Origin of the sequence: Pseudomonas sp. LAMO17WK12:I1 (assembly GCF_900177315.1) — a bacterium.
In the GTDB taxonomy this organism is placed as follows: domain Bacteria; phylum Pseudomonadota; class Gammaproteobacteria; order Pseudomonadales; family Pseudomonadaceae; genus Aquipseudomonas; species Aquipseudomonas marginalis.
On record NZ_FWZV01000023.1, the window covers coordinates 1 to 26,396 of the forward strand.

A 26,396-nucleotide genomic window follows, 5' to 3' on the forward strand; every position below is an offset into this window, starting at 1 on the left:
CCGATGTGGAATATCCGGCAGAAATGAAAGTTCGAAGCGTCAGGCAGGACGGATCGATCAAGTGGAACGGCAAGTTGGTATTTATCAGCGAGGCGCTGTCCGGGGAAAGGATAGGGCTCAAAGAAGCTGAAGATGATGCTTGGGATTTGTACCTGTGTGATTATCCCTTGGGGAGGCTTGGACGAGGTATGACCCGCGTCCAGGCCTCAAATGTGTAAACGATGTCCCCGGTTTCAGATGTAAACGATGTCTACGGTTCTACACCCCGATAGCGATAGATCAGTCAGTACATGTTTGACTGACCCACCGCCATCGGGGGCAAGCCCCCTCCCACAGTTGGACTGTGGTGTTATTCGAACCAGGGTTAACCCGAACATCCCGCACCTTGCGTCTGACCTTGTGAACGGATCATTCATTCACGAGGTTCAGCCCATGTCCCGTCCTCTGCTCTTCCTGCGTCCTGCTGCCCAAGGCTTTGCCGTCACCCTGGTGGTGGCGCTGGCCGGGTGTGGGCTGTCTTCGTCCCCTGAGTTGGCCAAACCGGCCGAGCCCGTTGCCGAGCTGCAACGCGCGTCGCCCCAGGGCGCCTTGGTCAAGCGCATGGCAATGCCCGCGCCAATGCGCATGCAGGAATCAGCGGCGATGGATTACCGCAGCGAACCCCGCGAGCAATACGCCAACCTGCCGGACAACCCGGTGCATCGCGTGGCCGAGACGCCGGTGTCCACCTTCAGTGTGGATGTCGACACAGGCAGCTACGCCAACGTCAGACGCTTCCTCAACCAAGGCAGCCTGCCGCCCGAAGGCGCTGTGCGACTGGAGGAAATGGTCAACTACTTCCCCTACAACTACGCCTTGCCCACCGACGGCTCACCGTTTGGCGTGACCACCGAAGTCGCCGCCACGCCGTGGAACCCGCATACCCAACTGCTGCGCATCGGCCTCAAGGCGTCCGACCGCGCCGTGGCGGACCTGGCGCCGGCCAACCTGGTGTTCCTGGTGGATGTGTCCGGCTCCATGGACCGCCGCGAAGGCTTGCCGCTGGTGCAAAGCACCCTGAAACTGCTGGTGGACCAGTTGCGTGATCAGGACCGGGTTTCATTGGTGGTCTACGCCGGTGAGTCCCGCGTAGTGCTCAAGCCCACATCGGGGCGCGACAAGGCCAGGATCCGCAATGCCATCGATCAACTCACCGCCGGCGGTTCCACGGCAGGCGCATCCGGCATCGAACTGGCCTACCAGATGGCCCGCGAAGGCTTTATCGACAAGGGCATCAACCGCATCCTGCTGGCCACCGACGGTGACTTCAATGTGGGCGTCAGCGACTTCGACAGCCTCAAGCAAATGGCCGCCGAGCAGCGTAAAAGCGGGGTGTCCCTGACCACCCTGGGCTTCGGTGTGGATAACTACAACGAACACCTGATGGAACAACTGGCCGATGCCGGCGATGGCAATTACGCCTATATCGACAACCTGCGCGAAGCCCGCAAGGTGCTGGTGGACCAGCTCAGTTCAACCCTGGCGGTGGTCGCGCGGGATGTGAAAGTGCAGGTGGAATTCAACCCGGCACAGGTCAGCGAGTATCGACTGCTGGGCTATGAAAATCGCGCCCTCAAGCGTGAGGATTTCAACAACGACAAAGTCGATGCCGGTGAGATCGGCGCAGGGCATACCGTGACCGCGCTGTATGAAATTGTGCCGAAGGGCCAGAAGGGCTGGTTGGAGCCATTGCGCTACGCCACTGCGCCTGCGGCCGAAGGTAAATCCGATGAACTGGCGATGCTGCGCGTGCGCTACAAGCCCGCCACGGGCGGTGATAGCCGCTTGATCGAACGGCCCATCCGCCACGAAACCACCCAGGCCAGCGACGACCTGCGCTTCTCGGCGGCGGTGGCCGCCTTCGCCCAACAGCTCAAGGGCGATGGCCGCTACACTGGCAGCATGAGTTTGAAGGACACCGCCGCACTGGCCCGCTCGGCCCGGGGCGATGACCCCTTTGGCCTGCGCAACGAGTTCGTGCAACTGGTGGAACTGGCCCAAAGCCTGAAACCCTGATCTCAAACAGGACACTGATCAAATGTGGGAGGGGGCTTGCCCCTCCCACACTTGAACAGCGTTAAATTTATAAAAGGAGTTCGCCCCCTGCATGGCTGTTCCAGATGATCCATCCAGCGACGAATCGCTGCTGGCCCGTTACCGCGCCGGTGACGCCGCCGCGTTCGAAGCCTTGTACGCGCGGCATCGCCAAGGCCTCTACCGCTTCCTCGTGTCCCTGAGCAACAAGGCCGAACTGGCCGAGGAAATCTACCAGGACACCTGGCTCAGCCTGATCCGCAGCAACACCCAGCCACAAGGCCGGGCGAGTTTTCGTACATGGCTGTTCCAGATCGCCCGCAACCGCCTGATCGACCACTGGCGCAAGCACGGCATCCATAACCCCTTGCACGACAGCTACGATGAGCAACTGCACGCCCAGGCCGACGACAGCGCCGGCCCCGAGCAACAGCTGAGCCTGAGCCGCGACCAGGCGCGCCTCGACGCTGCCCTGCAAGACTTGCCTGAAGACCAGCGCGAAGTCTTCCTGCTGCGCCTGCACGGCGACCTCGACGTGCCGCAAATCGCCGCCCTCACCCAAGCCCCGCTGGAAACCGTCAAAAGCCGCCTGCGTTACGCCCAGCAGAAACTGCGCCGCCTGCTGGCCGAGGAGATACTTGCATGACCGACTCCCGACATACGCCCGACACCGACGACGTGCTGATCCAGCACTACCGTCAACACAGCAGCGGCGAGCCGCCCGCATCCCTCGACGCCTTCATCCTCGACGCCGCCCGCCGCGAAGCCCCGGCACCGCAACCGAGCCTGTGGCAACGCTGGCTGCACGCCTGCCAACGCCCGCGCTGGCAAATGGCATTCGCCACCGTGGCCGGCTTGGCGCTGATGATCGGCGTGGTCACGCGCTCGCCCGTGCCGCAACCTGAAATCTCCACGGCGACCTTCTCCGCCCTGCACGAGGAAACCGCCCGCCCGGCACCGCAAGCGTTGTCCGCACCGGCGCCGATGGCGCGCATCGCCGCCGCGCCCAAGGCTGAACGTGCGCCGGTTCAGGCTGAGATGGCAGGTGCGCTGGCAGATGAATCGAGCGCCAGGCTCAGCAAGCGCGCACCGTCAGCGTTGCCGTCGCTGGAGCAAGAGTTACAGTCGATCGTGCGCTTGCGTGAAGCGGGTGAAAGCAAAGCCGCGGATGAAAAATTGCTGGCGTTGCACGCGCGCTTTCCCGAGGAAGACCTGCCCGCACGGCTGGAGGCGCTGCGCAAGCATTGACCAAGAAAGAATGGGCCACCGGTAATCTGTGGTGAGCGGGCTTGCCCCGCGCTGGGGTGCGAAGCACCCCCAATGAAGACAAATGCGGTATACCCGATAGCGCACAGCGTCTGGTTTTGGGGCTGCTGCACAGCCCAACGCGGGGCAAGCCCGCTCACCACAGTGCCCTCAAGGCCCGTCTTCAACGCCGCGCATCAAAAACCATGCGCACCGCCAGGCCAGCCAGCACCGTCCCCATCAGCCAGCGCTGCACCAGTTGCCAAACCGGCTTGGCCGCCAGGAAGGTCGCGATGGAACCGGCCATGATGGCGATCACCGCATTCACGCTCACACTGATCATGATCTGGGTAAACCCCAGCACGATGGATTGTGTCAGCACGCTGCCGTGGCCAGTGGGGGAGATGAATTGGGGCAGCAATGACAGATACATCACCGCGACTTTCGGATTCAACAGGTTGGTCACAAAGCCCATCATGAACAGCTTGCGTGGGCCGTCCCTGGGCAAGTCGCGCACATGAAACGCCGAGCGCCCGCCGGGCTTGACCGCTTGCCAGGCCAGGTACAACAGGTAAAGCGCACCGCCGAGCCTGAGTGCGTCATACGCATACGGCACTGCCATCAGCAACGCGGTAATCCCCAGCGCCGCACACAGCATATACACGACGAAACCCAGCGCCACGCCGCCCAGTGAAATCAACCCGGCCAGCGGCCCCTGGCAGATCGAGCGCGAAATCAGGTAGATCATGTTCGGCCCGGGCGTCAGCACCATGCCAAGGGAAATCAGACCATACGCCAGCAGGCTCGACAGTTCGGGCATGGGTTAACTCCTGTAGGTTGAGCGCGTCGTTGCGCAGGTTGGATGCACCTGATGGTAGGGCGGGAGCAGGGCGCGCGTTAGATACAGATCGGCCGACAAAACGTCATACAGGGGGCTTGGGCCGCTGAGCACCCTTGGTTGGCGGCGAGTCCGTCAGTTAAGGGCGAACACCCTACTTGTGGTGATCGGGCTTGCTGTGGTGATCGGGCTTGTTGTGGTGAGCGGGCTTGCCCCGCGCTGGGCTGCGAAGCAGCCCCAATCAGGATCCCTGTGTTCTGTCAGGTAAACCGCAGCGCCTGGTTTTGGGTCTGCTTCGCAGCCCAGCGCGGGGCAAGCCCGCTCACCACAAGTTACGAGTAGTCCTCGATCACGTGGGGCGTGGAGGTGCAATCTCGAATGGGTTATCGGGTGGGCCTGCGCAAGCTTATTGTGGTGATCGGGCTTGCTGTGGTGAGCGGGCTTGCCCCGCGTTGGGGTGCGAAGCGCCCCTAATGAAGACGACTGAGGTGGATCAGGTACGCCCCTGGCATCAACGCTTGCAGTGAGACGCAACGTCTCACGGTCTCGTCGCTACCGTGCGCGATCTGGCATGGCGCGTCTCGTTTGACCTCGATGCCGGTCAATCTTAGGTTTTCATTCGGCGGCTCTAGGAGAGGGGCGTCCAGGCGTTTTTGCACAGCTGGCACCGGCCTTGCTCTGGCCACTGGCAACCCACCCGGCGCGCCAGTGCCAACCGTTTCAAGGAGACTTCGCTATGAGCCTTTCGAGCAACTCGCAACGCAGCATGCGTGCCGCTGTCTGGCACGGTCGTAACGACATCCGCGTCGAAGACGTGCCGCTGCCCGTTTCGCCGCCTGCCGGTTGGGTGCAGATCCGCGTGCAATGGTGCGGCATTTGCGGGTCCGATCTGCATGAGTACGTGGCCGGCCCGGTGTTCATTCCGGTCGACGCCCCGCACCCGCTGACCGGGATCAAGGGCCAGTGCATTCTCGGTCATGAGTTTTGTGGCGAGATCGTCGAACTCGGTGCCGGCGTACAGGGTTTCAGCGTCGGCGAGCCGGTGGCGGCCGACGCCTGCCAGCATTGCGGCACCTGCTACTACTGCACCCACGGGCTCTACAACATTTGCGAAAACCTGGCCTTCACCGGCCTGATGAACAACGGCGCCTTCGCCGAGCTGGTCAACGTGCCCGCCAACCTGCTGTACAAATTGCCGGCGAACTTCCCCGCTGAAGCCGGGGCGCTGATCGAGCCGCTGGCCGTCGGCATGCACGCGGTGAAAAAAGCCGGAAGCCTGCTCGGGCAAAACGTCGTGGTGGTCGGTGCCGGCACCATCGGCCTGTGCACCATCATGTGTGCCAAGGCGGCGGGCGCGGCCCAGGTGATCGCGCTGGAAATGTCCGGCGCGCGCAAGGCCAAGGCCCGGGAAGTGGGGGCGACCCACGTGCTCGATCCGAATGAATGCGCCGCCCTGGCCGAGGTCCGCCGCCTGACCGGCGGGCTAGGCGCGGACGTCAGTTTCGAATGCATCGGCAACAAACACACGGCCAAACTTGCCATCGACCTGATCCGCAAGGCCGGCAAGTGCGTACTGGTGGGCATCTTCGAAGAACCCAGTGAATTCAACTTTTTCGAGCTGGTGGCCACGGAAAAACAGGTACTCGGCGCGCTGGCCTACAATGGGGAGTTCGCCGACGTGATCGCGTTTATCGCCGATGGGCGGCTGGACATCTCGCCACTGGTGACGGGGCGCATTCAGCTGGAACAGATCGTGGGCCAGGGCTTCGAGGAACTGGTTAAAAACAAGGAACACAATGTGAAGATCATTGTGTCGCCTGCCAGGGTCTGACGCGCACGCTGACCGCCGCAGTCTTTGCCCCGCTCCCGACTCCCCAAGCAAGACAGAGAAGGGGCGTGTGGGCGTGTGGGCACGACTGAAAAACTCGGCCCGTCGAGATCACCGCGAGGTCGTGCGTGAGCGTGAAGTGGCGATGACCGCCCCCGTAATGATCAATACCGCGGGAATCATCAGGATCGGCTTGGCATCGCTTTGTCCCACGGCAATCAGCAGCAGCGTGGAGAACAGCGGCGCCAGGTAAGACAGGGCGCCCAGCATCGATAGGTTTCCGTGCTTGGTCGCGTGGTCCCAGGCGAAAAAAGCCAGGCCCACAGGGCCCAGCCCCAGGGCAATGATCGCCGCCCACTGGCCCGGCTCAGGCTGCACCGTGGTTTCGAAAGCCAGGTGACAGAGCCCCCCGGCCACTGCCACCAGCCCGCAGATCCCCCCGATGATGCTGCTCGGAACATGGCTGAACCGCCGGTTGAACACCGAATAGATCGCCCAGACCCAGGCACACGCAAAGGCGGCGGCGTAACCGATCACCGGCATCGACGCACTGTCACTCCGGGCCCGCAGCTGCATGATGAAGGCCGTCCCCGCCAGGCCGAGCAAGGCGCCCAGCAGCTGGCGCTTGCGCAGCGACTCGCCGGTGGCAAGGCTCGACAGCAGCACGATCAGCAGTGGCCACAGATAGGCAATCAGGCTGGCTTCAGCCGCAGGCGCGGCCTTCAGGGCAAAGAAATACAACGCGTGATAGACAAAGATCCCGGCAAAACCTGTTGCCCACACCGGCCAGGGCTGGCGCCAGCTGCTGAACCCCGCAGCGCCACGCAGCCCCAGCACGCACAGGCTGGCCACGAACGCGACCGCGAAGCTCGAAGCCAGCAACTGAAAGGCCGGGATGCCGGCGGTCAAGGTGGTCAGAAGCGCCAGGCACGCCCACAAAAACACGGCAATCACCCCGATCAGCGTCGCACTGGCGGCGCCCTTGGCAAGGGTGATGGGTGGGTTGGAAGTGCTCATCCGTGAGTCTCCGGGGGTCAGGGGGTTATCGAGGTTGCTCAGCATTTGGGCGTCGATGCCGCCCCACAAAAATTCCGAGGTCTTTTGACTTGAGGCCTATGAGCCATACGAACGGCTTCACTGATTTGTCTTCTGTGAGATCGCCCGCAGTGCCTCAATGCTTAAGGATTCTCCCTTGGCTTCTTTCAATACCCTGCGTTGCTGATTGTAACGTTCGTACTCCGCTTTCGCTTTGTCGTCAGCCACGTGCTTGCTGACCTGTCCAGAATCCTGCAAAACCTCACGGTCATTGAAGGCTAGGAACTGATCCAGTTTTTCCTGCCAGTCCCGTAGGAAGATTTGCTTGCGCCTCAACGCTTGGTCTTCTGCGAAGTCCAGCCACATGGTGACAATGCGATTCAATGCGGAAATTTCGTCTGCACGCAGATAGTTTTTGGCGATCGTGACATCGCTTTTGCGTACCTCATCACCTTTGAAGCTGGTGAGGCCCATATTTGGTTGTGTCGAGTCGACACGTTGGGCAATTAGTTCGGCAGCGGTAAGGCCGGTGCTCGCGAAGTGCAGTTTGTTTTGAATGATTTGAAAGAAAGCGGTCGTTTCACTATTCGACGGCACGTAGTCCGCAGCCATCGCGAAAATTTCCCGAACTCGCAGGTAAACCCGCCGCTCGCTGGCGCGGATATCGCGAATGCGTTCAAGCAATTCGTCAAAGTAGTCAGGAGCCAATGAACGACCCACTGGAGGGTTCTTCAGCCGTTCATCATCCATGACGAAGCCTTTGACCAAGAACTCCTGCAATATCTGCGTAGCCCATTGGCGGAACTGCGTACCTCGCTTGGAACGTACTCGATAACCGACGGCCAGAATCAGCGGTAGGCTGAAGTGTCTGACGTTGTAGGGCTTATCGTCGGCGGCAGTTGTTCGGTAAAACCGAACAACTGAATTTTCAGCCAATTCGCCCTCTGCAAAGATGTGGCTGATATGTTCGCTGATAGTCGCTTTCGCCTTGCCATACAACTCACAAATCATGGCCTGCGATAGCCACAGGGTATCGCTGTCAAAACGACACTCCAGGCGAACTGAACCGTCACCGCTCTGGAACAGCAGTATTTCACCTAGTGGGGCTGGAGGGTGTTGGTTCTGGCTGCTGTCGCTCATGTGAGAACTCAGTGATCGGGCTGATCGACAGTCTACAAAAAAGCCCCAGGCCTTTCGACCTGGGGCTTTTCATCTATATCTGGTGCACCCGGCGGGATTCGAACCCACGACCCCTGCCTTCGGAGGGCAGTACTCTATCCAGCTGAGCTACGGATGCTTGTGCGGGCGACATCATACCCATGTCGACCTTGGGCGTCCATGCCGGTCTTTGGCCGTTCAAACGTAGGCATTTGCCGCGCAGAGGCCCTGCGCCGGGCGCCGTTGGTCAACACGGCGGAACGGGCTCGATCACGCTGATCAGAAAAATCCGGCAAATGCGCCGTTTTCGTTCTTTTTTTCGAACAGACTATTGCCCTGTACCCCCATTGATCCTAGGATTCGTTTGAGATTTCAAACGCTCTGTCTCTCGTGCGCTATTCACTGATCGCGCGCGCGGGGGCTGATTTCCCTGACGGCAGCCCACAAGGCGCCTTTCAACAACTCTAATTCGCTCCGCGTGCGCGCGGTGCTGTTAAGGAAAGCCGACATGCAGCTCAAAGATTCCCAGTTGTTCCGCCAGCAGGCCTTTATCGATGGCGCTTGGGTGGATGCGGACAACGGTCAGACCATCAAGGTCAACAACCCGGCCACGGGCGAGATTATCGGCACCGTGCCAAAGATGGGCGCCGCGGAAACCCGTCGCGCTATCGAAGCCGCCGACAAGGCGCTGCCGGCCTGGCGTGCGCTGACCGCCAAGGAGCGCGCCAACAAGCTGCGCCGTTGGTTCGAGCTGCTGATCGAAAACCAGGATGATCTCGGTCGCCTGATGACCCTGGAACAAGGCAAGCCATTGGCCGAAGCCAAGGGCGAAATCGTCTACGCCGCGTCCTTTATCGAGTGGTTCGCCGAAGAAGCCAAGCGCATCTATGGCGACGTGATCCCCGGCCACCAGCCCGACAAGCGCCTGATCGTGATCAAGCAGCCTATCGGCGTGACCGCCGCCATCACGCCGTGGAACTTCCCGGCCGCGATGATCACCCGTAAAGCCGGCCCGGCCTTGGCCGCCGGTTGCACCATGGTGATCAAGCCAGCCTCGCAAACCCCGTTCTCGGCCCTGGCCCTGGTTGAGCTGGCGCACCGTGCCGGTATCCCGAAAGGCGTGCTGAGCGTGGTCACCGGCAGTGCCGGCGATATCGGCGGCGAGCTGACCAGCAACCCGATCGTGCGTAAATTGTCCTTCACCGGCTCCACCGAAATCGGTCGCCAGTTGATGGCCGAATGCGCCAAGGACATCAAGAAAGTTTCCCTGGAGCTGGGCGGCAACGCGCCGTTTATCGTGTTCGACGACGCGGACCTGGATAAGGCCGTCGAAGGCGCGATCATCTCCAAGTACCGCAACAACGGCCAGACCTGCGTCTGCGCCAACCGCCTGTACATCCAGGATTCGGTGTACGACGCGTTTGCGGAAAAACTGAAAGTCGCGGTGGCCAAATTGAAGATCGGCAACGGTCTGGAAGAGGGCACCACCACCGGCCCGCTGATCGACGAAAAAGCCGTGGCCAAGGTCCAGGAACACATCGCCGACGCCCTGAGCAAAGGCGCCAAGCTGTTGGCCGGTGGCAAGGTGATGGAAGGCAACTTCTTCGAGCCGACCATCCTGGTCGACGTGCCGAAAAACGCCGCCGTCGCCAAGGAAGAAACCTTTGGCCCGCTGGCGCCGCTGTTCCGCTTCAAGGACGAAGCCGAAGTGATCGCGATGTCCAACGACACCGAGTTCGGCCTGGCGTCCTACTTCTACGCCCGCGACCTGGGCCGTGTGTTCCGTGTGGCCGAAGCCCTGGAATACGGCATGGTCGGGGTCAACACCGGGTTGATCTCCAACGAAGTGGCGCCGTTCGGCGGCATCAAGGCCTCGGGCCTGGGCCGTGAAGGCTCCAAGTATGGGATCGAGGACTACCTGGAAATCAAATACCTCTGCCTGGGCATCTAAGCCCCGTAAGAGATTGCAGCAAACGCAAAGGGCACGAGAGCGCTGACCCTTTGCGTGTTTCACATCGTTATTCGTAGTGGCCGGGAAAGCTGTGGCAGTCGATCATCGCATGCTGCCGTAGTTGCCTCCCCGCCACGTATTCCTTGAACAACGCCACCCGATGAGTGGCGAATGAGGACTTTATGAGCAAGACCAACGCTTCCCTGATGAAACGCCGCGAAGCCGCTGTACCGCGCGGTGTTGGCCAGATTCACCCGATCTTCGCCGAATCCGCGAAGAACGCCACCGTGACCGACGTTGAAGGTCGCGAGTTCATCGACTTCGCCGGCGGTATCGCCGTGCTGAACACCGGCCACGTGCACCCGAAAATCATCGCCGCCGTGACCGAACAGCTGAACAAGCTGACCCACACGTGCTTCCAGGTACTGGCCTACGAGCCGTACGTCGAAGTGTGCGAGAAAGTGAACGCCAAGGTTCCAGGCGATTTCGCCAAGAAAACCCTGTTGGTCACCACCGGTTCCGAAGCCGTTGAAAACGCCGTGAAAATCGCCCGTGCCGCGACTGGCCGTGCCGGCGTGATCGCTTTCACCGGCGCCTACCACGGCCGCACCATGATGACCCTGGGTCTCACCGGTAAAGTGGTGCCTTACTCGGCCGGCATGGGCCTGATGCCAGGCGGCGTGTTCCGCGCGCTGTACCCGAACGAACTGCACGGTGTCAGCGACGACGACTCCATCGCCAGCATCGAGCGCATCTTCAAGAACGATGCCGAGCCGCGTGATATCGCCGCCATCATCATCGAGCCGGTCCAAGGCGAGGGCGGTTTCTACGTCGCGCCGAAGCCGTTCATGAAGCGCCTGCGCGAACTGTGCGACAAGCACGGCATCCTGCTGATCGCCGACGAAGTGCAAACCGGTGCCGGCCGTACCGGTACCTTCTTCGCCATGGAACAGATGGGCGTTGCCGCCGACCTGACCACCTTCGCCAAATCCATCGCTGGCGGTTTCCCCCTGGCCGGTGTGTGCGGCAAGGCCGAATACATGGACGCCATTGCCCCAGGTGGCCTGGGCGGCACCTACGCCGGTAGCCCGATCGCTTGCGCCGCTGCGCTGGCGGTGATGGACGTGTTTGAGGAAGAGCACCTGCTGGACCGCTGCAAGGCTGTCGGCGAGCGCCTGGTGACTGGCCTCAAGTCGATTCAAGCCAAGTACCCGGTGATCGGTGACGTGCGTGCCCTGGGCGCGATGATCGCGGTCGAGTTGTTCGAAGACGGCGACAGCCACAAGCCAAACGCTGCAGCCGTTGCCGCCGTGGTGGCCAAGGCGCGTGACAAGGGCTTGATCCTGCTGTCCTGCGGCACCTACGGCAACGTGTTGCGCGTACTGGTGCCGCTGACCTCGCCGGACGAGCAGTTGGACAAAGGCTTGGCGATCATCGAAGAGTGCTTCTCCGAGCTGTAAGCGGCAGTTGGCCTGATCGATAAGAAAAACCCGCTTCGGCGGGTTTTTTTGTGCCTGAAGCAAGCCAGCTCTTATCAAATTTAAAATAAATTACTGATTTTAAAGGGTAAAAAATTTCACTCTAAAATCTTGAGTCTTGCATAAACAATTTCAGGCAACCGCATTCTTGTGGTGAGCGGGCTTGTCCCGCGCCGGGGCGCGAAGCGCCCCTAATAAAGACAAAATGCGGTGTATCAGGCACTCCTCTGCGCTTGGTTTTGGGGCTGCTGTGCAGCCCAACGCGGGCGGTGCGACGATTCGACAAGCCCGCTCGCCACAGATGACGGGTTGCCCGCTCTGTCCCTTAACTGACCGGCATTGGGGCAAGCCCCTCCCACAGTGATCGGCATTCAGCCAGCGATCACGCGATTCTTGCCCAGGCGCTTGGCCTCATACATGGCGGCATCGGCGCGGGCGAACAGGCTGTCCAGGGTGGAGTCTTCCTCGGTCAGGCTGGCCAGGCCCTGGCTGATGGTCACGCTGAACGCCTGGCCCTCATAGCTGAAGCTCAGCGCCTGAATCTCCCTGCCCAGGCGCTCGGCCACTTGCAGCGCCATCTCCGGCGCGCAACCCGGCAGAACGGCGGCGAACTCTTCGCCGCCAATGCGCCCGAACAGGTCGCCACGGCGCAGTACCCCGCGACCGCTCTCGGCGATACGCCGCAGCACCTGGTCGCCTTCCAGGTGGCCGTAGGTGTCGTTGACGTCCTTGAAGTCATCGATGTCCAGCAGCAGGAAGGCCAGCGGCGCGCCTTGGGCGCAGGCGCTGTCGAAGGCCTGGTTGGCGCATTCGAAGAAGTGTCGGCGGTTGCTGCTCTGGGTCAGCACGTCGGTGGTGGCGAGACGGTGCAGCTCCAGTTCCAGCTGTTTTTTTTCCGTGATGTCTTCGGCCATGCCGACGACGATCACCGGCTCGCCGGGTTCGACCTGCTGGTTGATGTAGCACTTGTCGCTCAGCCAGCGGATCTGCCCGTCGGCAGTGATGATGCGGTACTCGCGGTCTTCCACGGCCCCCTGCTCCAGCACGCGCGCCAGGCTGTGTTCGGCGTAGTCGAGGTCTTCGGGGTGAATGCTGTTGCGCCATTCGCGGTGGTCCGCCAGCAGCAGGCCGGCGGAACGTCCAAAAATCCGCTCGTATGCCGGGCTCACGTAGAGCACGCGGCGGGTCTGCCAATCGATGGCCCACAGCACGGCGTTTACGCTGACCAGCAGAGAACTGAGCAATTGTTCGCGCTCACTCAGTCGCTCGACTTCGCCCTGGGCATGTACCAGTGCCAGCAGGGTTGCTGCCGCGGCCGGACGCGGAGGGTCAGCGGTAGGGCTGTCGGCGGTGAAGGGCTTTTCGAGAACCATCGGCACAACTCTCTCTGGGCGCGCCGCAAGATCGAGCAGCGGTCACTACAAGGGGCCACCATGATGGCGAAGTGTTCATTGAGAGAGGCGAATTGCAGTGAAGTTCCGTCAACAGGCTCGATTGACGGTGTCCGAGAAATGACGCCAAAAAGCTGATGGGTGGGAGGGCAAGCCCTCCCACGCTACTGTCAGACCGCCGCAGGACGCAGCGAATAGGTCTTCAATTGGTGGGCAAAATCCCGCAGGGACTGGATGCCGCTGGCCTCGGCCTCGTGCACCCATTCCTTGATGGCGGCGAGCATGTCGTGGCCGTTGGAGCTGGTCTTGAGCCAGATCTGCTGCAGCGCCAGGCGTTTTTCGTAGATCACTTTCAGCGCCTGGCTGTGTTCCAGCATGCTCTGGATCCGCAGGTGGTGGCGGTCATCCAGCAGGCTGGTTTCCCGTGACAGCAGGCGTTTGGCGCGGTGGAACTGGTGGCGCACCGAGTGATCGACTTTTTCCAGCTCCTGCTTGACCAACGGGCCGATCACCAACTTGCGGTACTGGGCCATGATCTGGAAGCGGTTGTTGAGGATCGCCATGGCGGTGTCCATGTCCAGGTGGCCCTTGCCTTCCACGCGGTGGGCAATCGGCGCCACGCGCTGCACCTTGGCCAGGCGCAGGAAGCTGAACACCTTGATCCATGCCCAGCCCAGGTCGAATTCCCACTTCTTTACCGACAGCTTGGCCGAGTTGGGGTAGGTGTGGTGATTGTTGTGCAGCTCTTCGCCGCCGACGATGATGCCCCACGGCACCAGGTTGGTGGCGGCGTCACGGCATTCGAAGTTGCGATAGCCCACGGCATGGCCCAGGCCGTTGATCACGCCGGCGGCCCAGAACGGAATCCACATCATCTGGATTGCCCAGATGGTGATGCCGATGGCGCCGAACAGCAGCAGGTCGATCACGCCCATGATCGCCACACCCAGCAGCGGGTAAGGGGTGTAGAGCTTGCGCTCGATCCAGTCGTCCGGGCAGTTCTTGCCGTAGATGCGCAAGGTCTCGGGGTTTTCGGCCTCGGCACGGTACAGCTCGGCGCCTTTGCGCAATACGGTGGACAGGCCCTTGATCACCGGGCTGTGCGGGTCGTCGACGGTCTCGCACTTGGCGTGGTGCTTGCGGTGGATGGCGGTCCACTCGCGGGTGTTCTGCGCTGTGGTCAGCCACAGCCAGAAGCGGAAGAAGTGTTTCAGGCCGGCATTGAGCTCCAGGGAGCGATGGGCTGAATAGCGGTGCAGATAGACCGTGACCCCAACGATGGTCACGTGGGTCATCAACAGGGTGACTGCCACCAGTTGCCAGGCCGACAAGTCAAGAAAACCGTTGTACCACATAGGCTGTATGGCCCTCAGATAAAGAAAAGAACAGCTCACGCATTATCACTAAGCCTACAGAGAAAACCAGCGGCCCTTTCAGATAAGACTTACGAGATGTTACATATCCTATAATCCCCATTCTTTGTAGGACGATTCTGGGCTTTTAGTAAGGATTACTGGGCATATGCTGTTTTCATACCGAGGTGCCCTGCGTGCGGGGCTGGTATACCTGCTGGCTTCGAGCGTCTGGATAGGCCTCACTCATCGGGTATTGATCGAGTTTCTCGATAGTCCAACCGACCTGCACCAGTGGCTGCAGGTGCGTGGTTATGTGTGGGTGGCGCTCAGTGCCTGGCTGATCTACCTGATCTGTGCCCGATCTGCCCGGGCCGACCAGCAGCAACCCTTGAAAGAGAACCGCGAGCGCCTGCGCCAGGCTGCTGCCGTGTTCGATTGCACCCGCGAAGGGGTGTTGGTCACCGACGCCAAGGGCCTGATCGTGCATGTGAACCGGGCCTTCATGGAAATCACCGGCTACCAGCGCGATGACGTCATGGGCCGGCAGCCGAGCCTCTTCAAGTCCGGTCGCCATTCGTCGAATTTCTATCAACAGATGTTCCAGACCCTGGAACACACCGGTGAATGGAGCGGTGAAATCTGGAATCGGCGCAAAAGCGGTGAGATTTATCCACAGTGGCAAACCATTCGCGTGATTCACGATGACCTGGGCCATATCAGCCATTACGTCGCGGTGTTTTCCGACATCAGCGCCATCAAGGATTCCGAGCACGAACTGGCCCACCTGGCCCACCACGACCCGCTGACCGACCTGCCCAACCGCCTGCTGTTCACCGACCGTGCCGAGCAGGCGCTGGCCTCGGCGCAACTCCACAAGCGCGGCTGCGCCCTGCTGTTGCTGGACCTGGATCACTTCAAGATCATCAACGACAGCCTTGGCCACAATGTGGGCGACCAGTTGCTCAAGCTGGTGGGCGAGCGGCTCAAGGCGCTGTTCGGCCCCGGCGTGACCCTGGCGCGCCTGGGCGGGGATGAGTTCGCGGTGCTCGCGGAAAACTGCTCACAGGTGGTGCAGGCGGCGGCTTTGGCACAGCGCATGCTGGATGTGATGAAGCAGCCGTTCATCTTTGACGGCCATCAACTGTTTATCAGCGCCAGCATCGGCATCAGCCTGTTCCCCAATGATGCCCTGAGCGCCGAGCAATTGTTGCGCAACGCCGATTCCGCGCTCTTCAAGGCCAAAAGCGTGGGCCGCGAAGGCTACGCGTTGTACACCGAAGAACTCACCGCCCACGCGCAGAACCGGGTGGAAATCGCCAGCGAACTGCGCCGCGCCCTCGAACAGCAGGAGTTGCGCGTCTACTACCAACCGGTGCACGACTTGCACACCAGCCGCCTGATCGGCGTCGAAGCACTGGTGCGCTGGCAACACCCCGAGCGTGGCCTGGTACCGCCGGGTGATTTCATCCCCATCGCCGAACGCACCGGGTTGATTGCCGAGATCGATGGATGGGTGATGGACCAGGCCTGCCGACAGATGTGCCGATGGCTGGCCGACGGCGCGCCGCTGAGCTTTATTGCAATCAATGTATCCAGCCGCCTGTTTGCCCGGCGCGAACTCTATGATCAAGTCGCCCAGGTGCTGCACGATACCGGCCTGGATCCGGCCTTCCTGGAGTTGGAAGTCACTGAAAGCGCGGTGATGGACGACCCTGAAGTGGCCCTGGAACAACTGCACCGCCTGCGCGAACTGGGCTTGCGCCTGGCCATCGATGACTTCGGCACCGGCTATTCCTCCCTGCTGCGCCTCAAGCGCCTGCCGGTGCAGAAACTCAAGATCGACCAGGGCTTTGTCGCCGGGCTGCCGTGGGACGAAGACGATGCCGCCATCGTGCGGGTGGTGATCGCCCTGGCGAAAAGCATGGGCATGCAGGTGCATGCCGAGGGGATCGAACAGGTGGAGCAGGCGCGGTTCTTGTTGGAGCAGCACTGCGATATGGGCCAGGGGTACTGGTTTGGGCGGCCGATGCCGGCGCAGGCCATTGACTGGGACTGCGCCCCCGCCATCCAGGCTTGAAATGCATTCAAATGTGGGAGGGGGCTTGCTCCCTCCCACATTGGGATATTCACAAGGTGTTATTTCAGTGCTCGGTCGCAAAACACGCGCGCAACCCCACGTCCTGCCAGAAAATTCTTTCTGGTTATATAAACATTCTTAAATAGTATTTTTAAGAATATCCGCGCTTATCTACTATCGCCCTACGCCGCAAGCAGTGCCGCCACTGCGAGGCACTATTCATTTCAGGAGCGAGACCATGAGCGCATCTCTACGTAGCGTCGACGGCCAGGACGAAGCAGCCATTTTGCGCGAGATCCAGAGCGCCTTGCGCGATCTGCGGTTTGGCGCGGTGGAAATCACTGTGCACAACGCTCAAGTGGTACAGATCGAACGCAAGGAAAAATTCCGTTTGCAGAACCCGGGTAACAAACCGAGCTAAGCAATAACGGCGATAGACCCCGTCACTATAAGAAAAAGCCAACACCCAGAATTTTCAGGAGCTTCTATGTCGTCGATTCGCCGTTATGCCCTGGCCGCCCTGGCCAGCGCCGTGTTTGCCGGTTCCGCGGTTGCCAAGGACTACGAGTTGCTCAACGTCTCGTACGATCCTACCCGTGAGCTGTACCAGGACTACAACGCTGAGTTCACCAACTTCTGGAAACAGTCCCACCCCGGCGACACCGTCAAGATCCAGCAATCCCACGGTGGATCGGGCAAGCAAGGCCGGGCGGTGATCGACGGCCTGCGCGCCGACGTGGTGACCCTGGCCCTGGCCGGTGACATCGACGAAATCGCCAAGCTGGGCAAGACCCTGCCGGAAAACTGGCAGACCCGCCTGCCGGATGCGAGCACGCCCTACACCTCGACCATCGTGTTCCTGGTGCGCAAGGGCAACCCTAAAGGCATCAAGGATTGGGGCGACCTGATCAAGAAAGACGTTTCCGTGATCACGCCTAACCCGAAAACCTCCGGCGGTGCGCGCTGGAACTTCCTTGCCGCCTGGGCCTACGGCCTGAAATCCGGTGGCAGCGAAGCCAAGGCCCAGGAATACGTCAAGGAGCTGTTCAAGCACGTGCCGATCCTCGACACCGGCGCGCGCGGTTCGACCATTACCTTCGTCAACAACGGTCAGGGCGACGTGTTGCTGGCCTGGGAAAACGAGGCGTTCCTGGCCCTGAAAGAAGACGGCGGCGCCGACAAGTTCGACATCGTCGTGCCGTCCCTGTCGATTCTCGCGGAGCCGCCGGTGGCCGTGGTCGACAAGAACGCCGAGAAAAAGGGCAACACCGAGATCGCCACTGAATACCTCAAGCACCTGTACAGCCCGGCTGGCCAGGAGATTGCGGCGAAGAACTTCTACCGCCCACGGGATGCAAAAGTGGCCGCCAAATACGCCCAGCAGTTCCCGAAACTGGACCTGGTGACTATCGACAAAGACTTCGGCGGCTGGAAAACTGCCCAGCCGAAATTCTTTAACGACGGTGGCGTGTTCGACCAGATCTACACGGCGCAGTAAGCCGAGCAACAACCCGCCCACAGAGCCCGCATTCACCTGCGGGTTTTGTGTGTCAGTTCCGCTAACCAAGGACTCTTATGTCGCGTCGTATTTCCCCCGTCATACCCGGCTTCGGGCTGACGCTGGGCTACACCGTGGTGTACCTCAGCCTGATCGTACTCATCCCCCTCGCGGCGATGTTCGTACACGCCGCTCAACTCACCTGGGATCAGTTCTGGAACATCATCTCCGCACCCCGTGTGCTGGCGGCGTTGAAGCTGAGCTTCAGCACCGCGCTGTACGCCGCCCTGATCAACGGCGTGATCGGCACGCTGCTGGCCTGGGTGCTGGTGCGCTACACCTTCCCCGGCCGCAAGATCATCGATGCGATGATCGACCTGCCGTTCGCCCTGCCCACCGCCGTGGCCGGTATTGCCCTGACTGCCCTGTACACGCCGACCGGCCTGGTGGGCCAGTTCGCCGCCGACCTGGGCTTCAAGATCGCCTACAGCCCCTTGGGCATCACCCTGGCGCTGACCTTCGTGACCCTGCCGTTCGTGGTGCGCACGGTGCAGCCGGTACTCGCCGATATCCCCCGGGAAATCGAAGAAGCCGCTGCCTGCCTGGGCGCCAAGCCGTTGCAGGTGTTTCGCTACATCCTCGTACCCGCGCTGCTGCCCGCCTGGCTGACCGGCTTCGCCCTGGCGTTTGCCCGTGGCGTCGGTGAGTACGGCTCGGTGATTTTCATCGCCGGCAACATGCCGATGAAAACCGAGATCCTGCCGCTGCTGATCATGGTCAAGCTCGACCAGTACGACTACCGCGGCGCCACCTCCATTGGCGTACTGATGCTGGTGGTTTCCTTTGTCCTGCTGCTGCTGATCAACTTGTTGCAGCGGCGCATCGAACGTCCATAAGGAGGCGCGGAACATGTCCCAATCGTCTATTTCCGCGGCATCCTCGGCCAACGCAGCCCGCCGTGGCAGCGCTGTTTCCCGGCGCATCCTGATCAGCCTGGGCTGGCTGGTGTTCTTCCTGTTCCTGCTGCTGCCGCTGTTTATCGTGGTGTCCCAGGGCTTGAAGAACGGCCTCGGGGCGTTTTTCACCGCGATCCTTGAACCGGACGCGTTGTCCGCGCTGAAACTCACGGTGATCGCCGTGCTGATTTCGGTGCCGCTCAACCTGGTATTCGGCGTCAGCGCGGCCTGGTGCGTGAGCAAGTACTCGTTCCGTGGCAAGAGCATCCTGGTGACGCTGATCGACCTGCCGTTCTCGGTCTCCCCGGTGATCGCCGGCCTGGTCTACGTGCTGATGTTCGGCGCCCAGGGCCTGTTTGGCCCGTGGTTGCAGGCGCATGACATCCAGATCGTGTTCGCCTTGCCCGGCATCGTGCTGGCGACCATCTTCGTTACCGTGCCGTTCGTCGCCCGCGAACTGATCCCGCTGATGCAGGAGCAGGGTACCCAGGAAGAAGAGGCCGCGCGCCTGCTGGGCGCCAATGGCTGGCAGATGTTCTGGCATGTCACCGTGCCGAATATCAAATGGGGCCTGATCTACGGCGTGGTGCTGTGCACCGCGCGGGCCATGGGGGAGTTCGGCGCGGTGTCGGTGGTGTCCGGCCATATTCGCGGCGTGACCAACACCTTGCCGCTGCACGTCGAGATTCTCTACAACGAATACAACCACGTTGCCGCGTTTGCGGTGGCGAGTCTGCTGCTGATCCTGGCGCTCTTCATCCTGCTGCTCAAGCAGTGGAGCGAGAACCGTATTAATCGCCTGCGCGCCAGTGCGGCTGAGGAATAAGTCATGTCGATCGAAGTCCGTAACGTCAGCAAGAACTTCAACGCCTTCAAGGCCCTGGACAGCATCAACCTGGATATCCAGAGTGGCGAGCTGGTGGCCTTGCTTGGGCCTTCCGGCTGCGGCAAGACCACCTTGCTGCGCATCATCGCCGGCCTGGAAACCCCGGATGACGGCAGCATCGTGTTCCACGGTGAAGACGTCTCCGGCCACGACGTGCGTGATCGCAACGTCGGTTTTGTGTTCCAGCACTACGCGCTGTTCCGCCACATGACCGTGTTCGACAACGTCGCCTTCGGCCTGCGCATGAAGCCGAAGAACCAGCGTCCGAACGAAAGCCAGATCGCGGCCAAGGTTCACGAACTGCTGAACATGGTGCAGTTGGACTGGCTGGCCGACCGTTACCCGGAACAACTCTCCGGTGGCCAGCGCCAGCGTATCGCCCTGGCCCGCGCGTTGGCGGTCGAGCCGAAAGTGCTGCTGCTGGATGAACCCTTCGGCGCCCTCGATGCCAAGGTGCGTAAGGAACTGCGCCGCTGGCTGGCGCGCCTGCACGAAGACATCAACCTGACCTCGGTGTTCGTGACCCACGACCAGGAAGAGGCCATGGAAGTCGCCGACCGCATCGTGGTGATGAACAAGGGCGTGATCGAGCAGATCGGCTCACCCGGCGACGTCTACGAAAACCCGGCCAGCGATTTCGTCTACCACTTCCTCGGCGACTCCAACCGCCTGCACCTGGGCGAGGACAAGCATGTGCTGTTCCGTCCGCATGAAGTGTCGCTGTCGCGCCACGAACTGGAAGATCATCACGCGGCCGAAGTGCGTGATATCCGCCCGTTGGGCGCGACCACGCGGGTCACCTTGAAGGTCGAAGGCCAGAGCGAGCTGATCGAAGCCGAAGTGGTGAAGGACCACGACAGCCTGACCGGCCTGGCCCGTGGCGAGACCCTGTTCTTCAAGCCCAAGGTCTGGCAAAAAGCCTGAGTTCACCGCAATACCAACTCTGAAACTGGGACCAAATGTGGGAGGGGGCTTGCCCCCGATGGCGGTGTTTCAGTCAGCTTATCTGCTGCTGACCCACTGCTATCGGGGGCAAGCCCCCTCCCACATTCAGACCTCGCTTGGCTTTAGATCGCGGCGCGCCACCGGGCCTGAGCGTTTCTCAATGTTCGCCTTCAGGTCATGCCGCAACCCCAGCAAAAACGCCACCTCCGCCACCACAAACAACGGCCCCACAATCAGCCCCGACACGTCATCCACAAACGCCGGCTTCCTGCCTTCGTAGTAATGCCCGACAAACTGAATCACCCAGCCCACCACGAACATTCCCACCCCGCTGCTGAGCCACACCATCGTGCTCTGCGCCGCCAACACGTGCCCGGCCCACACCGACAAGCCCATCAACACCGTCATCAGCACGCCCAGGGCCAGTTCAAGCCGCAGGTAAAACCACGCGGAAAACAGCGCCACTATCACCGCCGGGGAAAGCCACAGCCCGCCCACCGCCCATTCGGGGCGTGACAACAGCACGGCCACGGCGACCACAATCAGCGGGATGCCGATGAAGTGGCTGGCGATATTGCGTGGATCGCGGTGGTACGCGGCGTATTGACTGAGATGATCGACGAGGCTTTTCATTGTTGTTCCTCCTGTAGGATGCTTGATCATGCCCTGTCAGCCTGGGACTAACTGTCAGTTGGGCGACAATCTTCGGAGTTCTCATGGATGCGACGCAATGGCACTCCCGGTTGGCCGTCGGTCACTGGTTCAGTCACCTGCCCGTACCTTTCCAGCATAGCCTGCTGGCCCATGCCCGGCTGCGGCAGCTGACGGCGGGACAGTACCTGTTCAAGCGCGGCGACCCGCCCTGCGGCTTGTATGCGGTGCTCGAGGGCACGTTGCGTGTCAGTGCGGTAAATGAGCACGGCAAGGAAGCGCTGTTGAGCCTGGTGGGGGCGCCCTACTGGTTCGGCGAAATCTGCCTGTTCGACGGCTTGCCGCGCACCCACGACGCCTGCGCCACGGGGCCGTGCACGCTGGTGCAGGTGCCGCAGCAGGCGCTGCTGAAGATCCTCGATCAATCCCCTCGCTACTGGCGCGACCTGGCGTTGCTGATGAGCCAGAAGCTGCGCCTGAGTTTTATCGGCCTCGAACAGCTCAGCCTGATGCCCGCGTCGGTGCGCCTGGCCCACCGGCTGTTGATGATTGTTGAGGGCTACGGCGACATGGCGCCTTCAAAACGCGTGCTGCAACTGCCCCAGGAAGACCTGGCGGCGATGTTGAGCCTGTCGCGCCAGACCACCAATGCCTTGCTCAAGGACCTGCAAGCCCAGGGCATCGTGCGCCTGGGCTACGGCGAGATCGAAATCCTCGATGCCCAGCGGCTACGAGAGGCGGCGCACACCTGAGGGTGTTAGCCTGCAAACCTGATCAATCGAGGTGTGTTATGCGTGTGCTGTTAGTGGAACATGAATCCGAAGAGGCACAGCGGATGGCCCAGGGCTTGAACGAGGCCGGCTACACCGTGGAAGTCGCGGCCAACGGCATGGCGGCGCAGCGCTTTGTCGAAAGTGCCGAATACGACCTGGTGATCCTCGATGTGATGTTGCCTGGCCTGAATGCCTGGAAGCTGCAGCAGGCGATCCGGCAGAAGGGTGAGACGCCGGTGTTGTTCCTGACCACGCCGGGCGGGATTGAAGATCGCCTGCGCGGTCTGGAGTTGCATGAGGATGATTACCTGCTCAAGCCGTTTGAGGCCAAGGGGTTGGTGATGCGGGTCAGGAAACTGTTGCGGCGGGATCGGGGTCGCTGAGCGATCGCCATCGGGAGCAAGCCCCCTCCCACATTTGAAATGCGTTCCCCTGTGGGAGGGGGCTTGCCCCCGATGAGGCCTTCAGCCTCCCCACACATCCCCCTACCGCAACCCATCCCGAAACTGCCCCGGCGTCATCCCCGTCCAGCGCTTGAACGCCCGGTTAAAGCTGCTGGTATCGGCAAATCCCAACAGATGGCTGACCTCGGCCAATGAACACTGTGGATCACGCAAGTGGAGCAACGCCAAGTTCTGGCGACACTCATTGAGCAACGCATCAAACCGACACCCCTCATCCGCCAGATGCCGCTGCAAACTGCGCAAACTCAAGTGCAGCACCTGGGCAATCCGCTCGGCGCTAGGCTCGCCATCGGGCAGTTGCGCCTCGATGGCCGCGCGCACCTTGCGTTCCCAGGTCAGCGGTTGCAGTTGCGCCAGGGTGCGTTTGAGCACGGTTTCGTTGTGTTCGGCCAGTTCCGGGTTGGCGTCGTCCAGGTGGCTGTCGAAATCGCTGGCGGCGAATTCGAGGCGGTCTTCCTCGGCGCCGAAAAACACCGGTGCGCGGAACACCGTGTGCCAGGGCTTGGGGTCGGCCGGTTGCGGGCGCCGCAGGTAAACCGCCAGCGGCGCATAGTCGCGGCCCAGGCGATTGCGGCACGTGCGCACATAGATCGCGGCAAACGCATCGATGGCCTCCAGCGCCGGCGCCGGCCTGCCTGGCGGTTGCAGCAGGCGAAAGCGGTAGCGCTCGCCATCGCCGCTGAGTTCCAGGCTCAGGGCATCGCTGACCACCTGGTGATACCGCACGATGCGCTCGAACACCTCGCGCAGGCTGCCGCTCGCCACCAGCGCATAACCCAGCGCATGAAAGGTGGTCGGGCTGACAAACCGCGATACCCGCAACCCGATGGCCGGATCGCCGCTGGCCTGCACCGCCAGTTCCCACAGGCGCGTGGTGGCCGACAGCGGATAACGCGCATTGGGGTCATCCATCTGCTGCGGATCGAGCCCGGCCTGGGCGCACAGCGCGGCGCTGTCGAGGCCCAGGGCATCGAGCTGCTTGCGCAGGGCGCGGGTCCAGCTGGCGAGGGAAGTCGGTTCGGTCATGGCGATTGGCGCTTGCGGTCAACAGGTTGGCGTGTGGGGCTAGCGTCCTGCAAGAAGCCCTGGTGCAGGATGTAACCATCAATGAATAAGAGGATGGGAGCATGGACGGTACTTCTGCAAGTCCCCAGCAGATGAACGCGCAACAGCGTTCGGCGCATATCCGTGAAGTGGTGCTCGCCGAAGGCGTGCGCTTGCGTCGCCGGCACCCGTGGCTGCAGCATCAGGACGCCCTGGGCGCGGGCATCCTGGCCTTTGCCCTGCTCGGCATGATCGGCTCGGCGGCGCTCTACATCAGCGGTCATATGGCCTGGTGGGCCTGCCTGCTGCTCAATGCGTTCCTGGCCTCACTGACCCACGAGCTGGAACACGACCTGATCCACAGCATGTACTTTCGCAAACAGCGCGTGCCCCACAACCTGATGATGGGCCTGGTGTGGCTGGCGCGGCCGAGCACCATCAACCCGTGGATCCGCCGCCACCTGCACCTCAATCACCACAAGGTCTCCGGCACCGAGACCGATATGGAGGAACGTGCGATCACCAACGGCGAGCCCTGGGGCCTGGCGCGGTTGCTGATGGTGGGCGATAACGTGATGTCGGCGTTTATCCGCATGCTGCGCGCCAAGACCTGGGGGCACAAACTCAACATCCTCAAGCGCTCGCTGCTGGTGTACGCGCCCCTGGCGCTGCTGCATTGGGGTGCGTGGTATATCTTCCTCGGCTTCCATGCCGCCAACGGCATCGCCAGCCTGCTGGGCACGCCGATCGACTGGTCCGCCGGCACCTTGCAGATGATGCAGGTGATCGACATCGCCGCCGTGGTGATCATCGGCCCCAATGTGCTGCGCACCTTTTGCCTGCACTTTGTCAGCTCCAACATGCACTACTACGGCGATGTGGAACCGGGCAATGTGATCCAGCAAACCCAAGTATTGAACCCGTGGTGGCTGTGGCCGTTGCAGGCGTTCTGCTTCAACTTCGGCAGCACCCACGGGATTCACCATTTTGTGGTGAAGGAGCCGTTCTACATCCGCCAGATGACGGCCAAGGTAGCGCATAAGGTCATGGCCGAGATGGGCGTGCGTTTCAATGATTTCGGCACGTTTGCGCGGGCCAATCGGCTTGAACCCATGGCGTCGCCCCAGGCCCGGCTCAATCCGGCTGAAACGGCGACGCGCTGAGCACCACGCCGGTTTCGTCGACGTACTGCTGCCAGTGGCCGATCAACCTGGCGAGCTTGTCCGGATGACTCAAGGCCAGGTCGTGGATTTCGCCGGGGTCCTGGCCCAGGTCATACAGCTGCCAGGTCGCCGGGCCCACGGGGCCGGGAATGTACACGGCTTTCCACTGGCCCTGGCGAATCGCGCGGCGGCCGAACAGTTCCCAGCCGGTTACGGTGTTGTCGTCGTGCACCTGGGCGGTCTCGCCGGAGAGGAAGCCAAGCCACGACTTGCCCCGCAGCGGCGCCACCGGCTTGCCACGCCATTGTTTGCCCGGATGACGCACGCCGGCCAGGTCGAGGATGGTCGGCGTGATGTCCATCACCGTGCCGAACCCATGGCTGATACGACCTTTGAGCGACAACTGCGGATAGTGCACCAGCGCCGGCACGCGAATCCCGCCCTCGGTGGTGAACGCCTTGAACAATCGCGACGGCGCCGTCGCCACCTGCGCCCATGACGGGCCATACCAGACGTAGGAGTTGGCGCGGCCGATATTGTCGAGGCTGTTGTCGTAATGCTGGTTGAGGTAGGTGAGCAACTGCGGCCCGAACTTGGGGAACGCCTCCAGCAGCGCACCTTCGGCGCCGTTGTCGGACATGAACACAATGAACGTATTGTCCAACTGCCCCTGCTGGCGCAGGTAATCCACCACTCGGCCGATGTTCCAGTCCATGCGCTCGACCATCGCCGCATACACCTCCATGGCCCGCGCCGACACCTGGCGCTGTTCGTCGCTCAAGGCGGCCCACTGGGTGTTCAGCTCGATCAACGGATGGGGCTCGACGTCGGCGTCGATCAGCCCCAATGCCTTGAGTTTTTCCAGGCGTTCCAGGCGCAGCACTTCGGGGCCGGCGTCGTAGCGGCCACGGTACTTTTCGACGATGTCCGCAGGCGCCTGCAACGGCCAGTGCGGGGCGGAAAACGGCAGGTAGGCGAAGAATGGTCGGGCCTGGTCGCGCTCCTTGAGGTAGTGCAGCAGCTTGTCGCCGAAGGCATCGGAGGAATAGAAATCCTTGGGCAGTTGCTCGACGAACCGGTCGTCTTCGATGTACAGCGCCGGGGTGGACTTGAGCAGGCCCGGGGTGTCGTCGTTATAGGTCGGCTCGAAGCCGTAGTGGTTGGCCGCCCCCGGCAACAGCGAGAACGAGCGCTCGAAACCGCGGGCGTGGGGCGCCAGTTCGGCGGTCAGGCCCAGGTGCCACTTGCCGCTCATCAATGTCTGGTAACCGGCCTCGCGCAACAGCTCCGGCAGTGCCACCACCTTGTCATTCAAGTAGCCCTCGTAGCCGGGCTTGCCGATCAGCTCCGGCGTCAGCGCCTCGGCCATGGTGCCGATACCGGCGATATGGTGGTCGGTGCCGGTGAGCAGCATCGAGCGGGTAGGCGAGCACGTCGGGGCGGTGTGGAAGTCGGTCAGGCGCAGGCCGTTCAGGGCGAGTGCGTCCAGGTGCGGCGTGGAAATTTCCCCGCCAAACGCACCGAGGTCCGAGAAGCCCATGTCATCGGCCAGGATCACGAGAAAATTGGGACGTTGCGGCATCAAGG

Annotated in this window: 23 protein-coding genes, 1 tRNA gene and 1 pseudogene; 16 read left to right on the forward strand and 9 right to left on the reverse strand. The window is 61.8% G+C overall.

Annotated features, from left to right (window positions below; genetic code table 11):
• From B9N88_RS30565 to B9N88_RS30580, 4 genes and pseudogenes are all read left to right on the forward strand, one after another.
• Positions 1 to 218, forward strand: a pseudogene (locus tag B9N88_RS30565) (IS481 family transposase); the annotation flags it as partial.
• A 214-nt stretch (positions 219 to 432) separates the two neighbouring features.
• Positions 433 to 2,055 (forward strand): vWA domain-containing protein, encoded by a 1,623-nt coding sequence (locus B9N88_RS30570; RefSeq protein WP_027607881.1) that lies wholly within the window; start codon positions 433 to 435, stop codon positions 2,053 to 2,055.
• A gap of 91 nt (positions 2,056 to 2,146) precedes the next feature.
• Positions 2,147 to 2,719 carry an RNA polymerase sigma factor gene (locus tag B9N88_RS30575; RefSeq protein WP_027607880.1) on the forward strand — a complete coding sequence of 191 codons (573 nt, stop codon included), beginning with the start codon at positions 2,147 to 2,149 and terminating at the stop codon, positions 2,717 to 2,719.
• Positions 2,716 to 3,321 (forward strand): hypothetical protein, encoded by a 606-nt coding sequence (locus B9N88_RS30580; protein ID WP_027607879.1) that lies wholly within the window; start codon positions 2,716 to 2,718, stop codon positions 3,319 to 3,321. The genes B9N88_RS30575 and B9N88_RS30580 overlap by 4 nt, the downstream gene beginning before the upstream one ends.
• Before the next feature lie 181 nt (positions 3,322 to 3,502).
• Here B9N88_RS30580 and B9N88_RS30585 read toward each other — a convergent pair whose 3' ends face one another.
• Complete coding sequence (locus tag B9N88_RS30585; RefSeq protein WP_027607878.1) at positions 3,503 to 4,138, reverse strand: LysE family translocator; 636 nt, start codon at positions 4,136 to 4,138, stop codon at positions 3,503 to 3,505.
• Positions 4,139 to 4,922: 784 nt separating this feature from the next.
• Between B9N88_RS30585 and B9N88_RS30590 the strand changes: the two genes are divergently transcribed.
• Complete coding sequence (locus tag B9N88_RS30590; RefSeq protein WP_256221369.1) at positions 4,923 to 5,987, forward strand: 2,3-butanediol dehydrogenase; 1,065 nt, start codon at positions 4,923 to 4,925, stop codon at positions 5,985 to 5,987.
• Positions 5,988 to 6,095: 108 nt separating this feature from the next.
• On the opposite strand, the gene B9N88_RS30595 is transcribed toward B9N88_RS30590, so the two are convergent.
• The 3 genes from B9N88_RS30595 to B9N88_RS30605 all read right to left on the reverse strand — a co-directional run bounded on the left by B9N88_RS30595 (position 6,096) and on the right by B9N88_RS30605 (position 8,316).
• Positions 6,096 to 7,001, reverse strand: coding sequence for an aromatic amino acid exporter YddG (locus B9N88_RS30595; protein WP_027607876.1), 906 nt, complete (start codon positions 6,999 to 7,001; stop codon positions 6,096 to 6,098).
• 117 nt (positions 7,002 to 7,118) lie between these two features.
• Positions 7,119 to 8,159 carry a virulence RhuM family protein gene (locus tag B9N88_RS30600; protein ID WP_027607875.1) on the reverse strand — a complete coding sequence of 347 codons (1,041 nt, stop codon included), beginning with the start codon at positions 8,157 to 8,159 and terminating at the stop codon, positions 7,119 to 7,121.
• An 80-nt stretch (positions 8,160 to 8,239) separates the two neighbouring features.
• A tRNA-Arg gene (locus B9N88_RS30605) sits at positions 8,240 to 8,316 on the reverse strand.
• A gap of 369 nt (positions 8,317 to 8,685) precedes the next feature.
• On the opposite strand from B9N88_RS30605, the gene gabD reads away from it, so the two are divergent.
• Together gabD and gabT are read left to right on the forward strand one after the other, a co-directional pair.
• Positions 8,686 to 10,128, forward strand: coding sequence for an NADP-dependent succinate-semialdehyde dehydrogenase (gene gabD, locus B9N88_RS30610; protein ID WP_027607874.1), 1,443 nt, complete (start codon positions 8,686 to 8,688; stop codon positions 10,126 to 10,128).
• Positions 10,129 to 10,310: 182 nt separating this feature from the next.
• Positions 10,311 to 11,588: a 4-aminobutyrate--2-oxoglutarate transaminase gene (gabT, locus tag B9N88_RS30615; RefSeq protein WP_027607873.1), complete on the forward strand. Its 1,278-nt coding sequence runs from the start codon at positions 10,311 to 10,313 to the stop codon at positions 11,586 to 11,588.
• A gap of 389 nt (positions 11,589 to 11,977) precedes the next feature.
• Here gabT and B9N88_RS30620 read toward each other — a convergent pair whose 3' ends face one another.
• A complete protein-coding gene (locus tag B9N88_RS30620) occupies positions 11,978 to 12,979 on the reverse strand; it encodes a sensor domain-containing diguanylate cyclase (RefSeq protein WP_027607872.1) in 1,002 nt (333 codons plus the stop codon).
• 188 nt (positions 12,980 to 13,167) lie between these two features.
• Complete coding sequence (desA, locus tag B9N88_RS30625; RefSeq protein ID WP_027607871.1) at positions 13,168 to 14,352, reverse strand: delta-9 fatty acid desaturase DesA; 1,185 nt, start codon at positions 14,350 to 14,352, stop codon at positions 13,168 to 13,170.
• Between the two features lie 166 nt (positions 14,353 to 14,518).
• On the opposite strand from desA, the gene dibA reads away from it, so the two are divergent.
• The 6 genes from dibA (at position 14,519) to B9N88_RS30655 (ending at position 20,693) form a co-directional block, all read left to right on the forward strand.
• Positions 14,519 to 16,429, forward strand: coding sequence for a phosphodiesterase DibA (gene dibA, locus B9N88_RS30630; protein WP_027607870.1), 1,911 nt, complete (start codon positions 14,519 to 14,521; stop codon positions 16,427 to 16,429).
• A 238-nt stretch (positions 16,430 to 16,667) separates the two neighbouring features.
• Entirely contained in the window at positions 16,668 to 16,850 is a 183-nt protein-coding gene (gene oscA, locus B9N88_RS30635) for a sulfur starvation response protein OscA (protein WP_003170956.1), read from the forward strand.
• A gap of 66 nt (positions 16,851 to 16,916) precedes the next feature.
• A complete protein-coding gene (locus B9N88_RS30640; RefSeq protein WP_027607869.1) occupies positions 16,917 to 17,927 on the forward strand; it encodes a sulfate ABC transporter substrate-binding protein in 1,011 nt (336 codons plus the stop codon).
• Positions 17,928 to 18,004: 77 nt separating this feature from the next.
• Complete coding sequence (gene cysT, locus B9N88_RS30645; protein ID WP_027607868.1) at positions 18,005 to 18,823, forward strand: sulfate ABC transporter permease subunit CysT; 819 nt, start codon at positions 18,005 to 18,007, stop codon at positions 18,821 to 18,823.
• A 13-nt stretch (positions 18,824 to 18,836) separates the two neighbouring features.
• Complete coding sequence (gene cysW / locus B9N88_RS30650) at positions 18,837 to 19,709, forward strand: sulfate ABC transporter permease subunit CysW (RefSeq protein ID WP_027607867.1); 873 nt, start codon at positions 18,837 to 18,839, stop codon at positions 19,707 to 19,709.
• A gap of 3 nt (positions 19,710 to 19,712) precedes the next feature.
• Entirely contained in the window at positions 19,713 to 20,693 is a 981-nt protein-coding gene (locus B9N88_RS30655) for a sulfate/molybdate ABC transporter ATP-binding protein (RefSeq protein WP_027607866.1), read from the forward strand.
• Between the two features lie 126 nt (positions 20,694 to 20,819).
• Here the strand turns inward: B9N88_RS30655 and B9N88_RS30660 are convergent, their stop codons facing one another.
• Complete coding sequence (locus B9N88_RS30660; RefSeq protein WP_027607865.1) at positions 20,820 to 21,347, reverse strand: Mpo1 family 2-hydroxy fatty acid dioxygenase; 528 nt, start codon at positions 21,345 to 21,347, stop codon at positions 20,820 to 20,822.
• An 83-nt stretch (positions 21,348 to 21,430) separates the two neighbouring features.
• Between B9N88_RS30660 and B9N88_RS30665 the strand changes: the two genes are divergently transcribed.
• Positions 21,431 to 22,117: a Crp/Fnr family transcriptional regulator gene (locus B9N88_RS30665; RefSeq protein ID WP_027607864.1), complete on the forward strand. Its 687-nt coding sequence runs from the start codon at positions 21,431 to 21,433 to the stop codon at positions 22,115 to 22,117.
• Between the two features lie 38 nt (positions 22,118 to 22,155).
• Positions 22,156 to 22,521 carry a response regulator gene (locus tag B9N88_RS30670; protein ID WP_027607863.1) on the forward strand — a complete coding sequence of 122 codons (366 nt, stop codon included), beginning with the start codon at positions 22,156 to 22,158 and terminating at the stop codon, positions 22,519 to 22,521.
• 102 nt (positions 22,522 to 22,623) lie between these two features.
• Here B9N88_RS30670 and B9N88_RS30675 read toward each other — a convergent pair whose 3' ends face one another.
• Positions 22,624 to 23,628 carry an AraC family transcriptional regulator gene (locus B9N88_RS30675; protein WP_027607862.1) on the reverse strand — a complete coding sequence of 335 codons (1,005 nt, stop codon included), beginning with the start codon at positions 23,626 to 23,628 and terminating at the stop codon, positions 22,624 to 22,626.
• A gap of 101 nt (positions 23,629 to 23,729) precedes the next feature.
• Here B9N88_RS30675 and B9N88_RS30680 point away from each other — a divergent pair, with 101 nt between their 5' ends.
• The gene (locus B9N88_RS30680; RefSeq protein WP_027607861.1) at positions 23,730 to 24,809 is read left to right on the forward strand and encodes a fatty acid desaturase; all 1,080 of its coding nucleotides are present in this window, start codon (positions 23,730 to 23,732) and stop codon (positions 24,807 to 24,809) included.
• Here B9N88_RS30680 and B9N88_RS30685 read toward each other — a convergent pair.
• Positions 24,781 to 26,391 carry an arylsulfatase gene (locus B9N88_RS30685; protein ID WP_027607860.1) on the reverse strand — a complete coding sequence of 537 codons (1,611 nt, stop codon included), beginning with the start codon at positions 26,389 to 26,391 and terminating at the stop codon, positions 24,781 to 24,783. The two genes, B9N88_RS30680 and B9N88_RS30685, sit on opposite strands and share 29 nt — an antisense overlap.
• Positions 26,392 to 26,396 lie beyond the last annotated feature (5 nt).

Excerpts from the sequence above, each read along its gene's own strand:
- cysW (WP_027607867.1), top strand. The coding sequence starts at position 18,837 with ATGTCCCAATCGTCTATTTCCGCGGCATCCTCGGCCAACGCAGCCCGC.
- B9N88_RS30580 (WP_027607879.1), top strand. The coding sequence starts at position 2,716 with ATGACCGACTCCCGACATACGCCCGACACCGACGACGTGCTGATCCAG.
- cysT (WP_027607868.1), top strand. The coding sequence starts at position 18,005 with ATGTCGCGTCGTATTTCCCCCGTCATACCCGGCTTCGGGCTGACGCTG.
- B9N88_RS30620 (WP_027607872.1), bottom strand. The coding sequence starts at position 12,979 with ATGGTTCTCGAAAAGCCCTTCACCGCCGACAGCCCTACCGCTGACCCT.
- desA (WP_027607871.1), bottom strand. The coding sequence starts at position 14,352 with ATGTGGTACAACGGTTTTCTTGACTTGTCGGCCTGGCAACTGGTGGCA.
- B9N88_RS30585 (WP_027607878.1), bottom strand. The coding sequence starts at position 4,138 with ATGCCCGAACTGTCGAGCCTGCTGGCGTATGGTCTGATTTCCCTTGGC.
- B9N88_RS30570 (WP_027607881.1), top strand. The coding sequence starts at position 433 with ATGTCCCGTCCTCTGCTCTTCCTGCGTCCTGCTGCCCAAGGCTTTGCC.
- gabD (WP_027607874.1), top strand. The coding sequence starts at position 8,686 with ATGCAGCTCAAAGATTCCCAGTTGTTCCGCCAGCAGGCCTTTATCGAT.
- B9N88_RS30590 (WP_256221369.1), top strand. The coding sequence starts at position 4,923 with ATGCGTGCCGCTGTCTGGCACGGTCGTAACGACATCCGCGTCGAAGAC.
- B9N88_RS30655 (WP_027607866.1), top strand. The coding sequence starts at position 19,713 with ATGTCGATCGAAGTCCGTAACGTCAGCAAGAACTTCAACGCCTTCAAG.
- B9N88_RS30670 (WP_027607863.1), top strand. The coding sequence starts at position 22,156 with ATGCGTGTGCTGTTAGTGGAACATGAATCCGAAGAGGCACAGCGGATG.
- oscA (WP_003170956.1), top strand. The coding sequence starts at position 16,668 with ATGAGCGCATCTCTACGTAGCGTCGACGGCCAGGACGAAGCAGCCATT.
- B9N88_RS30640 (WP_027607869.1), top strand. The coding sequence starts at position 16,917 with ATGTCGTCGATTCGCCGTTATGCCCTGGCCGCCCTGGCCAGCGCCGTG.
- B9N88_RS30600 (WP_027607875.1), bottom strand. The coding sequence starts at position 8,159 with ATGAGCGACAGCAGCCAGAACCAACACCCTCCAGCCCCACTAGGTGAA.
- B9N88_RS30675 (WP_027607862.1), bottom strand. The coding sequence starts at position 23,628 with ATGACCGAACCGACTTCCCTCGCCAGCTGGACCCGCGCCCTGCGCAAG.
- B9N88_RS30660 (WP_027607865.1), bottom strand. The coding sequence starts at position 21,347 with ATGAAAAGCCTCGTCGATCATCTCAGTCAATACGCCGCGTACCACCGC.
- B9N88_RS30685 (WP_027607860.1), bottom strand. The coding sequence starts at position 26,391 with ATGCCGCAACGTCCCAATTTTCTCGTGATCCTGGCCGATGACATGGGC.
- B9N88_RS30575 (WP_027607880.1), top strand. The coding sequence starts at position 2,147 with ATGGCTGTTCCAGATGATCCATCCAGCGACGAATCGCTGCTGGCCCGT.
- B9N88_RS30680 (WP_027607861.1), top strand. The coding sequence starts at position 23,730 with ATGGACGGTACTTCTGCAAGTCCCCAGCAGATGAACGCGCAACAGCGT.
- dibA (WP_027607870.1), top strand. The coding sequence starts at position 14,519 with ATGCTGTTTTCATACCGAGGTGCCCTGCGTGCGGGGCTGGTATACCTG.
- gabT (WP_027607873.1), top strand. The coding sequence starts at position 10,311 with ATGAGCAAGACCAACGCTTCCCTGATGAAACGCCGCGAAGCCGCTGTA.
- B9N88_RS30595 (WP_027607876.1), bottom strand. The coding sequence starts at position 7,001 with ATGAGCACTTCCAACCCACCCATCACCCTTGCCAAGGGCGCCGCCAGT.
- B9N88_RS30665 (WP_027607864.1), top strand. The coding sequence starts at position 21,431 with ATGGATGCGACGCAATGGCACTCCCGGTTGGCCGTCGGTCACTGGTTC.